Source organism: Staphylococcus pseudoxylosus (genome assembly GCF_003697915.1).
GTDB classification, from domain to species: Bacteria; Bacillota; Bacilli; order Staphylococcales; family Staphylococcaceae; genus Staphylococcus; species Staphylococcus pseudoxylosus.
The window spans coordinates 82826-94871 of the sequence record NZ_RCVN01000007.1 but is presented as its reverse complement, the minus strand read 5'-3'; the positions used below and the strand labels follow the sequence as shown (position 1 = coordinate 94871).

General features: G+C 33.5%; 10 protein-coding genes. 8 read left to right on the top strand and 2 right to left on the bottom strand.

What is annotated here, in order from left to right; all coding sequences use genetic code 11:
• Positions 1-89: 89 nt before the first annotated feature.
• Positions 90-977, bottom strand: coding sequence for an AraC family transcriptional regulator (locus tag D9V42_RS07750; RefSeq protein WP_107555716.1), 888 nt, complete (start codon positions 975-977; stop codon positions 90-92).
• A gap of 520 nt (positions 978-1497) precedes the next feature.
• Between D9V42_RS07750 and D9V42_RS07745 the strand changes: the two genes are divergently transcribed.
• From D9V42_RS07745 to ychF, 6 genes are all read left to right on the top strand, one after another.
• Positions 1498-3027: an NADH dehydrogenase subunit 5 gene (locus D9V42_RS07745; RefSeq protein WP_122064278.1), complete on the top strand. Its 1530-nt coding sequence runs from the start codon at positions 1498-1500 to the stop codon at positions 3025-3027.
• Between the two features lies 1 nt (position 3028).
• A complete protein-coding gene (locus D9V42_RS07740) occupies positions 3029-5677 on the top strand; it encodes a DUF2309 domain-containing protein (protein ID WP_107555718.1) in 2649 nt (882 codons plus the stop codon).
• Positions 5678-5862: 185 nt separating this feature from the next.
• Positions 5863-6231, top strand: a complete 369-nt coding sequence (locus tag D9V42_RS07735; RefSeq protein ID WP_107555719.1) for a Na-translocating system protein MpsC family protein — start codon at positions 5863-5865, stop codon at positions 6229-6231.
• A 1070-nt stretch (positions 6232-7301) separates the two neighbouring features.
• Entirely contained in the window at positions 7302-8186 is an 885-nt protein-coding gene (locus D9V42_RS07730) for a mechanosensitive ion channel family protein (RefSeq protein ID WP_107554730.1), read from the top strand.
• A gap of 21 nt (positions 8187-8207) precedes the next feature.
• Positions 8208-8423 (top strand): DUF951 domain-containing protein, encoded by a 216-nt coding sequence (locus D9V42_RS07725; RefSeq protein WP_017723390.1) that lies wholly within the window; start codon positions 8208-8210, stop codon positions 8421-8423.
• Positions 8423-9520 carry a redox-regulated ATPase YchF gene (gene ychF / locus D9V42_RS07720; protein ID WP_107554731.1) on the top strand — a complete coding sequence of 366 codons (1098 nt, stop codon included), beginning with the start codon at positions 8423-8425 and terminating at the stop codon, positions 9518-9520. Before D9V42_RS07725 ends, ychF begins: the two co-directional genes overlap by 1 nt.
• 149 nt (positions 9521-9669) lie before the next feature.
• On the opposite strand, the gene D9V42_RS07715 is transcribed toward ychF, so the two are convergent.
• Positions 9670-10476: a GH25 family lysozyme gene (locus tag D9V42_RS07715; protein ID WP_122064276.1), complete on the bottom strand. Its 807-nt coding sequence runs from the start codon at positions 10474-10476 to the stop codon at positions 9670-9672.
• 429 nt (positions 10477-10905) lie between these two features.
• Between D9V42_RS07715 and rpsF the strand changes: the two genes are divergently transcribed.
• A complete protein-coding gene (gene rpsF, locus D9V42_RS07710; protein WP_017723387.1) occupies positions 10906-11211 on the top strand; it encodes a 30S ribosomal protein S6 in 306 nt (101 codons plus the stop codon).
• Between the two features lie 18 nt (positions 11212-11229).
• The gene (gene ssb / locus D9V42_RS07705; protein WP_029378816.1) at positions 11230-11745 is read left to right on the top strand and encodes a single-stranded DNA-binding protein; all 516 of its coding nucleotides are present in this window, start codon (positions 11230-11232) and stop codon (positions 11743-11745) included.
• The last annotated feature ends 301 nt before the right edge of the window (positions 11746-12046 follow it).

The window sequence follows — 12046 nt, the reverse complement described above, 5'->3', positions numbered from 1 at the left end:
CTAGTATCACTATAGCTTATGTATAGATTAGACATTATTTTTAGGACAAACAAGCGTAAATAATATTGAAAAGAGTAATATATTGCTGTTTATAAATCTATAAACAACTTATCAACTGGCATGATTGTAGTGTTTTTTCGATAGTTATTGGGAGTTACACCAACGATTTTCTTGAAAACTTTACTAAAATAATTGCTAGAAGCGTAACCTACTTCATACGCGATAGATTCAATATTTTGAGAACTTTTAGTTAATAAAATTAATGAATTTTTAATTCTAGTTTTTGTTAAAAAATTAATAGGCGTATCATTCACAGCTTTATGAAATTGGCGACTAAAATGATATTTTGATAAGCCTGCAACAGCTACTATATCGTCCAATGTAATATCTTGTTGATAATGATTTTCTATAAATTTAATTGCTTTTATAGTAGGGGGAGGATAATTATTAGATTTCTGTAAACCATATTCGAGATACTCTAAGCATTTCATCATAAATGTATAGGCACAGGATGAAGATTCGTATCCATGTTTAATGCCCACAGCGTCTATCTTTCGCAATGTTTCTATAATATATTTTATAGGTTCAGAATTTATAGGGAGTTTGAGGATATTTCCATGTGTAGATACAATTCTATTAAATAATCTACTAGCTTCTTCGCCATAAATTGTAAAATAAACAAATTCCCATTCACTCGAATGGTTAGGAAGATAGTAACAATGATTACTTGGTACACGAACAAAAAAAGCATCGCCTTTAGAAAGTTGATAATTTTTTTCGCCTATAGAAATTGCACCGTAACCATGAGTCGTATATTGAAAAATATATACATCTTGTTCTCCTCTGTGCAAACCATGCCATCGATAATTTGAACTTTGTACGAGTTCAAAACCTATTGCACTTAAACCAGCAACATTATTCTGGTAATCTCCTTTGAATCTAAAACCATAAGCACTGTAATCAATTTTTCTCGTCAACTTCTATCCCTCCATACTTTCTAATTATTTTAGCATTGTTTAAGTAAAAAATATTAAATATATATTTATAAAATTCCTGTTGAATTAATACTTCTTTTGTTATTTATAATTGCTGTTTCTTGACAATGGCGAACAATAAGTATATGTTTGTAATATCAAATAAAAATAAATATAGTCGTTGATGTGCGTTTGAACTAGGTGGTTTAGGCTTTAGCAAGATGTTAATAGAAATATTGGCAGATTGAAAAAGTAAACGAATTGAAGTAGAAAACGAAAATCATACGACATATGTAGACTAACTTAACTTAATTTATAAATTTAAAAGCAACATACATATATAGGTAGCAAAACAAAACACTGCATAAAGTATTAGCGTGCGTTGTAATGAAGCCGACAATTGTGATAAATCGACGGAGATTTATTATATATTGTCGGCTTTTTTTAATCAGTCTTACAATTATATTGTAGAAAAGCTAACTTTATGATCACAGTCTTCATATCTAATAAAGGAGGATTCGATATGCTTACATCGCCTAATTTATCATTACTATTCATACTATTATTTGTCGCGATATTCATCTCAATAATAAGTAGCATTATATTTTTAAATAAACGCATATCACTAGCGTACGTTCGTATACATATTTGTTTAGTAGCATTGCCGCCATTGATAGCGTTTGTTGGCTTAGTTTTAGCACCAAAGAACACCAATCTTGGCTTATGGTATTCAGATGTTTTATCTTGGTTGATGGCGTTTTTCGTATTGATTATCGGGTTAATCATCCAACGTTATTGTGTACGCTATTTGGCTGGAGATAGAAGTTTTAGAAAATACTTTATGCTATTTACTTTAACGACAAGCTTTGCAGCTACAGCGTGGTTAACAGGTGATGTCCGTATTATGGTAGTCAGCTGGGGCTTCACGTTAATAGGCCTAACGTTACTTATTAGTTTAACGAGCGCTTGGAGAGTGACAAGAGCAGCAGCAATTGTCACGGGAAAATTATTTTGCTTAAGTTGGTTGGCATTATTGTTAGCGGTTATATGGTTAGGATTTGTAACAGGAGAATGGCATTATACAGGTATATTCACCGAAGCTAATCTTAATCAAATTAATGCATGGGCACGTTTTGGTATTAATATTTTAATAATATTAGCAGTTATGATTCCAGCGGCACAATGGCCGTTCCAAAGATGGTTAATCGAGTCTGTTGCTGCACCAACACCTGTTTCTGCAATTATGCACGCTGGCATTGTGAACGCTGGAGGTATTATGCTTACGCGTTTTTCTCCACTGTTTAATGGTGACATCGCAACAATTGTTTTATTATGCTTTGCGAGTATCTCTGTACTTATAGGTGCAGGTATTAGTTTAGTACATGTAGACTATAAACGGTTATTAGTGGGTTCAACAATAGGACAAATGGGCTTTATGTTAATTCAATGTGCGTTAGGCGCATACATACCTGCAATTATCCATCTAATATTACATGGTTTATTTAAAGCGACACTCTTTTTACGCTCTGGTTCAGCGGTACGACATTTTAATGTACCGAGTCGTGCAAATGAAAGAATGTCTTACTTATGGATATTAGCAGGACGTGGTCTAGCAATTATGATGGGTCTTGGCTTTTGGTTATCTGCTCCAGAACAAGGTTATCGTTTAGTTAGCGGTCTTATTTTAGCATGGTCATTATCCGTTTCATGGACGCAACTAGTTGCCTTTGGTGAAGGGAAATTTGGTCGTGTCATGGGCTTATTAGTACTTAGTATAGTCGGCATCGTCTATTATATCGTTCACCATTTCTTTAGTGATGCTTTGCATACCATCGCATTTCATAGTGCACAGCCACCACTGTTCGCAACCGTCATTGTTGCGTTAATTTTATTATTTGGTAGTTTGATGAGTACGTGGGTAGCGTGTCATCGTTCATCAGTAGCATTTTCAATTATTTATATGTGGATTGTACGTTTAGGTGATGCAAAAATTGAAACAGTAGAACGTCATCCTAATTACTTGAAAAAATATTTATCCAAAGGAGGGCACTAAAATGGGAGAATCAAACACACATTCTGTTGGGCAATCGAGTTATCTTAATGATATTCGCATGACAGTTGAAAATGCGAGCAAAGTCATTGTTCCTTTATCACCCATTTCAGTATTTGCTGCTAGAAGTCCCTGGTCTGGATTAGAAGATAAAACATTTGATGAAGTAGCAAGTTGGTTAAAACAAGCGCGTAAAGTTGATATTTATCCAGCGAGAACAACTATTATAGAAGCAAGACAACAAGGTGAAATAAGCGATAAGTATATAGAACGTCGTTTTCAACAATGGATAAAAGACACAGAGTTATCTATTCCGAAAGCGCACGCTATTCAATATGGTCATCAAGCATTAAAACTACAGCCATTAGAGTCATACTCAGAGAAACAAGAAGGCATAGATGAACTCGTGGAAGATTTGACGGAAAGTCTGAAGGGAAAAAATACTGCATCCGGACAATTTTCATCAGTGCCACTAATTAGTACATACGTCTTTGATGATAAAAATGAAAAATTAATCGATACTTTAGATTATCATGTAATCAAATGGTGCAAGTTATTTATTGATGACGCACAATCCGGATGGACGATGCCAAATAGAGATAAAGGACTTTTTAATGCTTGGCAGAGATTAGTACCATATGACCCAGCGTTAACTAAACAACAACGCACACGTCTACAATCATTGCCAAATGATGCTGAATCATTACTTAAAACATCATTAAATAAGCTAGGTGTTAAGGATATAGAAGTACAAACATACTTAGAGAATCATTTACTATCATTGCCAGGTTGGGCGGGTATGATGATGTGGCAAGATGACCATCATAAGAAAGTGCATGATTTATTATTTACTTATCTTGCTATACGTGTTGCGATGGAATGGGCAATCGTAGAGCCTCATTTACCTGTAACGCCTCCAGATGCTAAAGATGAAAATGTTTTGGAAACTGGCATTGTGTCATGGTTGCAGTGGGGTGGATTTACGGTAGAAACTTGGCGTGCGTTAAGTATAGAAGAAAAAGAACAATATGTTCAGTTTGCGAAAGCGTTTAATGGACAATTGTGTCGGAAATTGTGGTTGGAAGCATGGGAAGAAACCTATAATGAACAATTAAAAGATATGATTGTACCAGAGCAATCTCATCAAATAACAGCACAAAAAGTAGAAGTTCAAATGGCATTCTGTATTGATGTAAGGTCGGAGCCTTTTAGAAGACAAGTTGAAGCAGCTGGTCCGTTTGAAACGCTTGGTATTGCAGGCTTTTTTGGTTTGCCAATAGAGAAATCTGAGTTAGGTAGTAAATACAGTCATCCGTCGTTACCAGTTATGAATCAACCGCAGCATAAAATCCAAGAATACACACATGAACGTGAGCCTAACGCATTTCAACAACGTAAACATGCACTAGAATCCGTTACTTATACATTTAAAAAAATGAAACAGAACGTTTTGCCTAGTTTACTTTTACCGGAATTGAGTGGCCCTTGGTTATCGCTACAAATGTTAACGAGAAGTTTTGTGCCGAGACGTGCGGGAGCGTTAATTCGTAAGTTTTATAGTAATTGGTTACAAAAACCACAAGATACTGCTTTAACATTGGATGGTAGTCAACATCATAACCATCAACATTTACATTTTGAAGATGGGTTACCAATTGGTTTCACGAAAGCAGAAAAAGTAAATTACACACTACAAGCACTAAAATTAATGGATTTAACTAAAGACTTTGCGCCGTTAGTTGTGATGTGCGGTCATGGTAGCCAAAGTGCTAATAATCCTTATGCAGCTTCATTAGATTGTGGCGCATGTGGTGGGGCAGCCAGCGGTTTCAATGCGAAAGTATTGGCTCATTTGTGTAATATGACAGAGGTTAGAGAAAGTTTGTTACAGGAAGGTATAGAAATCCCAGAAAAAACTATTTTCGCAGCTGCAGAACATCAAACTTCTTTAGATGAATTGAAGTGGATATATTTACCTGAATTATCTCAAGAAGCACAAATAGCTTATGATAAAATCGAAGCGGCAATGCCTCAAATAAGTTATGCCGCAAATGAAAAAAGACTGGCGCAATTACCGAATAATAATATAGTTAAACCAAACCCAGTCAATGAAGTTCATCGTATAACAAATGATTGGAGCGAGATAAGACCAGAATGGGGATTAGCGAAAAATGCAGCATTTATTATAGGTCAACGTGAATTAACTAAAAATAGTGATTTAGCAGGTAGAGCATTCTTGCATAATTATGATTGGCAAAATGATAAAGATGGCAGCATATTAGCAAATATTATTGCAGGTCCAGCGCTTGTTGCGCAATGGATTAATCTGCAATACTATGCGTCGACAGTTGCACCTCATTTTTATGGTAGTGGTAGTAAAGCAACGCAAACAGTAACGGCGGGTATCGGTGTTATGCAAGGAAATGCCAGTGATTTATTAACGGGATTGCCATGGCAATCTGTTATGGCGTCTGATAACAAGATGTACCATTCGCCAATAAGATTGTTGATCGTTATCCAAGCACCACAGTCATTTATCAAAAACTTATTGGATAATGATCCTGATTTTAATCAAAAAATAGTTAATGGCTGGGTTAGATTAGCCAGTGTTGATGAACAAGGTTTATGGCATGATTGGACAACTAACCTTTAAAGTGGTTATGGGACATCCAATGTCTCCACTTTATGGCGTTGAATAAAGCAATTGGATATATCGTTGAGATAGCGCATATTTCCTAGGGAATACAGCGTAGCTATAGAGAAAATTGTTGAAAAATGGTACTGTTATCTTTGTTAAAATAAATTTCTAATTTTGGTTCTACAGGAGATGTATATTTAATGAAAAAAACCAAAGGTACCTATGAATCTGAAATCAGTAAAGCAATTACACAATGGGAAAAAGATTTCCTTGGTCGTGGTTCTCTTTCAGTTAAAACAGACATATTGCGTGATATGATTATAGTCAGTTTACAAGGTGTACTGACACAAGCAGAGTATAAAGTTTGTGGCACGAATGAAGGGTTATTAACGATTAAAAGAACACGTTCTAAACTTGTAGAATCAGGTATAGAAGAACTTAATGAAATTGTATTAACAATTTCAGGGGAAGAAGTTAAAAGCTTTCATACAGATTTAAGCTCTATAACTGGAGAACGTATTATGATTTTCAAATTATATAATGATTTAGAAAAAAAGTTTGCTGAGTAGCAATGCTGATTTTTTCGAACTAATACACTTAATTTATTGATAAATTAAGTGTATTAGTATGTGTAACGTTGAAAAGTGATTAGAAGTAAATTAAGCGCATATTTAAGGGTTCGAGACTTAATATAATATTGTATGTGGCAATAGCATCAAAAAATGCACATACTGTTGTAAGGGACAGTATGTGCACATTACTAGTTATGAATCAGGAATCCGGAAGAGTAAAGTTTGCGTTAAAAACTATCATATAAATAATTGGGTGTTAAAGTATCATAATCTTTAATTAAGATTCTTAGTTAAAGATTCATTGTTCTAAAAGCTCTAAAAGTGTAGAACATAAACTAAGTATCACGGGATTAATATTTCAACTTTAACCACTAGCTTGAAAATAATATGTAACTTAACTATTTAATACCCAACAACGACGAAAAAAGTATTATTTAAATAAAGTAACATGAATTCGTTTAAAAGCTTGTGTAAAAGTGGTTAGTCATATTAATATACAAAGTTTACTAAAAGTGAGTTCACCTCCTACATATAAATATTATAATAATTGAATAAATTTTTGGTGCAAATTCCCCAACTGTACAAAAACAATGCGTAAATGTTAATATATAAAAATTATTTAAAAATTAATTACATGTAATTTTACACCCTTGACTATTAAGCGATTTACATAAAAATGTGATTAATTAAAATAGATTCTTTTTATACATCGCATAATTTGAATTTCTGCTATTCTATAAAAATAAAAAATAAAAATACACTTGAATTATTATGAAAGTTTATAGTAATATTGCTAATTGGGTGTTAAAGAATCATAATTTTTAATTATGGTTCTTTTTCTTTTGCCATTTTTTAACAACAAACATTAAAAATAACGTGACAATTATGCTTAAATACTTTGCTAATGTTTATATTTTTAATAAACTAGATGAGGTTAACTTTTACTGCAATTAAGTAGTAGCATAAATCGTGGATAAGGTTTTAATTTAGAGCGAAAGTTGGATTTGTTTTACCTTTAAAAAGGTTATAATAAAATGAAGTGAAGTTGTGTTAAGGAGGAAATATAGTTGGATCAAGTGAAAAATATTCTCTATTCTATAATAGAGCCATTATTGCAGCCAGAAACATATCAATCATTACTCTCTAATTTAATAATGATAATAGTTTACGTAGTGGCAGCATGGATTATTTTACATTTTGTGAATAAAGGTATCGCGCAGTTCTTTAAAATTCAAAATAAAGGTAAGAATAGTAATAAAAAACGTTCAAAAACTTTAATATCATTAGTGCAAAATGTAGTCTCATATGTGGTATGGTTTATAGTGTTGACTACGATTTTAAGTAAGTTTGGTATTAGCGTAGGAGGCATTATAGCAAGTGCTGGTGTCGTAGGCTTGGCCGTTGGTTTTGGTGCGCAAACAGTAGTTAAAGATATTATTACAGGGTTCTTTATTATTTTTGAAAACCAATTTGATGTAGGAGACTATGTTAAAATTAGTAATGGTGGTGCCCCAGTAGCAGAAGGTACTGTTAAATCAATAGGGTTAAGATCCATGCGTATTAATACTATTTCTGGTGAGCTGACTACATTACCTAATGGTAGTGTGGGTGAAATTACGAACTACTCAGTGATAAACGGTGAAGCAATAGTAGAAATTCCAGTTTCTATAACAGAAGATATTGATAAAGTGGAAGATGAATTAAATAATTCTTTTGAAGCAATTCGCTCGAAATACTATTTATTTATATCTACGCCAGAGGTTGTTGGTGTAAATTCAATCACAAATAATGAAATCGTATTGCGTATTTCTGCAGAGACGATACCTGGGGAAGGCTTTACAGGTGCACGCATTTTAAGAAAAGAAATATTGAAATTATTCAAGCTTAAAGAAATTAAAATGCCACAACCAATGATGGTACAATACGAAGCAAATCAACAAAATAATGCATAAGACGGTCGGAGGTGTTACAGAATGACATCCAATTACGGTTTGAATGATATTGTAGAAATGAAAAAACAGCATGCATGTGGTACGAATCGTTTTAAAATCATTCGTGTAGGTGCAGACATCCGAATAAAATGTGAAAACTGTCAGCGCAGTATTATGATTCCTAGACAAACATTTAATAAAAAACTAAAAAAAATTGTGGTATCACAACAAGATACTACCGATAAGGAGAATGAATAATGGCTTTAACAGCAGGTATTGTTGGCTTACCAAACGTTGGAAAGTCTACACTTTTTAATGCAATTACAAAAGCAGGTGCACTTGCAGCAAACTACCCATTCGCAACAATTGACCCTAACGTAGGTATAGTGGAAGTGCCAGATAGTAGATTAGACGTGTTAACAGAAATGGTAGAACCAAAAAAAACAATTCCAACTACATTCGAATTTACCGATATTGCAGGTATTGTTAAAGGTGCTTCTAAAGGGGAAGGTTTAGGTAATAAATTCTTATCTCATATCCGTGAAGTAGATGCGATTTGCCAAGTTGTTCGTGCTTTTGATGATGACAATGTTACACATGTTTCTGGTCGTGTAGATCCGATTGATGACATTGAAGTTATTAATATGGAGCTCGTATTAGCAGATTTAGAATCTGTAGACAAGCGTTTACCAAAATTAGAAAAAATGGCACGTCAAAAAGATAAAGATGCAGTTAATGAAACGCGTATTTTATCAAGAATTAAAGAAGCTTTAGAAGAAGGCAACCCTGTAAGAAGCTTGGAATTTACAGAAGAAGATCAAAAATATGTGAATCAGGCTCAGTTATTAACATCTAAAGAAATGTTATATATTGCTAACGTGGGCGAAGACGAAATTGGCGATGAAGATAATGAAAAAGTAAAAACTATCCGTGAGTATGCAGCGAAAGAGGATTCTGAAGTTATCGTAATCAGTGCTAAGATTGAAGAGGAAATAGCTGTACTTGAAGATGAAGATAGAGAAATGTTCTTAGAAGATTTAGGTATTGAAGAACCAGGTCTTGATCGTTTAATTCGTACAACTTATGATTTGCTTGGTCTTGCTACTTACTTTACAGCAGGTGTACAAGAAGTACGTGCATGGACATTCATTAAAGGTATGACTGCGCCACAATGTGCGGGTATTATTCATACGGATTTTGAACGTGGTTTTATTCGTGCAGAGGTTACTAGTTATGACGACTACGTTGAATTTAACGGTGAAAATGGTGCCAAAGATGCTGGTAAACAGCGTTTAGAAGGTAAAGAATACATTATGAAAGATGGCGACGTTGTACACTTTAGATTTAACGTGTAAAACAATTAGCCTCCAAATGATATATTGGCATACTGGGATATAAATATCTCAATATTATAAAACAGGCTGGGACAACTTAAATTGTTCCAGCCTGTTTTATAATATTGGTAATAGTTTAAGATCTACTACCTTTACTATGTTTATAAAGGTTAAGAGATGAACCAATCGGTACTCACATTTGGTCCTGTATAATTCGCATCTACTTCTTGATTTAACTCAGGAGAAGCGTAGCTATCAGTATACTGCCATAAAACATGGTCGCGAGTAGGCTGACCTGGGTTGTAGTTAGCCATCCAGTAGCCATCATAATTTTCTACAGATTGTTCAGCATGTTCTAACATGAAATTTTCGTATGAATAAAATAATACTTTTTTATTTCCAGCTAAACCTTTCATTTCGTCATACCAAGCATCCGTGCTTTCTTCGGTAGTGCCAGAAGTAACAGAGTTTTGTTCAAAATCATTTATATAAAAACTTGCTTTTGGGGCTCGGTTATATAAAGTTTGTGCCTCATAACGTGCGTCATCAGGATTTTCATACATACTATATGAATATACACCGAAGTCTAAATCGTGTTTGTCTAATAAATCAGAATTGTGTTCTAAGGACTCGTCTATTTTTTCTGATCCGTATTGGGCTCTAATGATAATAAAGTCGTAGTTTGCTTTTAAGTCTTTTACTTCTTGATCAGTCAAATCGCCTTGCCATTCAGAAATATCTAAAATACGTTCACCATTTTGTGTAGTCCCAGCTTCTGATTGAATATCATTAGAACGGGTTGCTGTCTCTTGATTTGTACCTTTTTCTGGATGTTTATTCAAATATTGCTGGTATCCATATCCCATTGTACCTTTTTGGCTTGAGGTATTATCAGCTGCATAAGCAGAGTTAATCGTTACTGTTGATGCGAATAATACACACATTGTAACGAATCCTTTTTTAATTGCAGAAACCATAACATACTCCTTTGTTTATGTACTTAAAAAATATCACTAAAATAAAGTGGTTAAAAAATATAAAAAACGAACATAGTGGTTATGCTAGTAGAATTAAAGTGGATTTTCAACCTTAGCTTAAATGACATTTATTTTTTATTAAAATAATGAATTGTGATTTATAAATTTAAATATATGAAATGGTGTCAATTTATATATTATTAAGGTAAGCGAATGTCTATATATGAGAAATAACTATTGCAAAATCAATATTTTCTAATGTTTCATATGAAACATTCATATGAAATTAAGTAATTGCTAAAGATGGATAACCATTGTAAAAAGTAAAGGCTTGTGCTATAATTCTTGATTGTGAGTAATGAAAATTATTCCTTGCTTGTCACATAATGATGATGAGCCGCATAGACCACAAGGAGGTGCAATTATAAAATGAGAACATATGAAGTTATGTACATCGTTCGTCCAAACATTGAAGAAGATGCTAAAAAAGCTGTCGTTGAACGTTTCAACGGAATTTTAGCTTCTCAAGGATCAGAAGTTTTAGAAGCTAAGGATTGGGGCAAACGCCGTTTAGCTTACGAAATCAATGATTTCAGTGAAGGTTACTACAATATCGTACGTATCCAAACTTCTGATAACGAAGCTACTGACGAATTCCAACGTTTAGCTAAAATTTCAGACGATGTAATCCGTTATATCGTAATTCGTGAAGACGAAGATAAGACAAGAAAATAATAGATGGGGGTCGTTTAAATGATAAATAGAGTTGTTTTAGTCGGTCGTTTAACGAAAGATCCAGAATATAGAACAACACCCTCAGGCGTGAGTGTTGCGACTTTTACTCTAGCAGTAAACCGTACGTTTACAAATGCGCAAGGGGAACGCGAAGCAGATTTCATTAATTGTGTCGTTTTTAGAAAACAAGCAGATAATGTAAATAACTACTTATTCAAAGGTAGTTTAGCTGGCGTTGACGGTCGCATTCAATCACGTAGCTATGAAAACCAAGAAGGACGTCGTGTTTTTGTAACTGAAGTAGTTTGTGATAGTGTTCAATTCCTTGAACCTAAAAATCAAAACCAACGTCATGGCCAAGAAGGGAATAATAATTTCCAAAACTTTGGTGGACAACAATCAGGACAAAATACATCGTCATATCAAAATAACAATAATAATAACAACAATACATCAAATAATAATCAATCAGATAATCCATTTGCAAATGCAAACGGACCTATTGATATTAGTGATGACGATTTACCGTTCTAATCTACAAACATTGTGTGAATGTTGTGTAGACTGTTTAGAAGTATATTAAAATGTGTGGAATTATATTATACGTGTGTGTAAATGTGTGAAGTATAATATGATAACGAATACACCTTCAAGTGTTGAAGGTGTATTTGTTTGTTTTTATAAATATATTTATTGAACTGAGGATAAGTTGTAAGCACATGATAGAAATCGAGTTTAAGAAAAAGTTGCGCTTAAAATTAACTGAAAAATCAGAATAATACAATAGAATTAAGTACAATTAAAGAGTGTATTATTACTTTATACTTAAATAAAG

Bases quoted from the DNA above. Each gene is read 5' to 3' on its own strand.
- D9V42_RS07740 (WP_107555718.1), top strand. From the start codon at position 3,029: ATGGGAGAATCAAACACACATTCTGTTGGGCAATCGAGTTATCTTAAT.
- ssb (WP_029378816.1), top strand. From the start codon at position 11,230: ATGATAAATAGAGTTGTTTTAGTCGGTCGTTTAACGAAAGATCCAGAA.
- ychF (WP_107554731.1), top strand. From the start codon at position 8,423: ATGGCTTTAACAGCAGGTATTGTTGGCTTACCAAACGTTGGAAAGTCT.
- rpsF (WP_017723387.1), top strand. From the start codon at position 10,906: ATGAGAACATATGAAGTTATGTACATCGTTCGTCCAAACATTGAAGAA.
- D9V42_RS07715 (WP_122064276.1), bottom strand. From the start codon at position 10,476: ATGGTTTCTGCAATTAAAAAAGGATTCGTTACAATGTGTGTATTATTC.
- D9V42_RS07725 (WP_017723390.1), top strand. From the start codon at position 8,208: ATGACATCCAATTACGGTTTGAATGATATTGTAGAAATGAAAAAACAG.
- D9V42_RS07735 (WP_107555719.1), top strand. From the start codon at position 5,863: ATGAAAAAAACCAAAGGTACCTATGAATCTGAAATCAGTAAAGCAATT.
- D9V42_RS07745 (WP_122064278.1), top strand. From the start codon at position 1,498: ATGCTTACATCGCCTAATTTATCATTACTATTCATACTATTATTTGTC.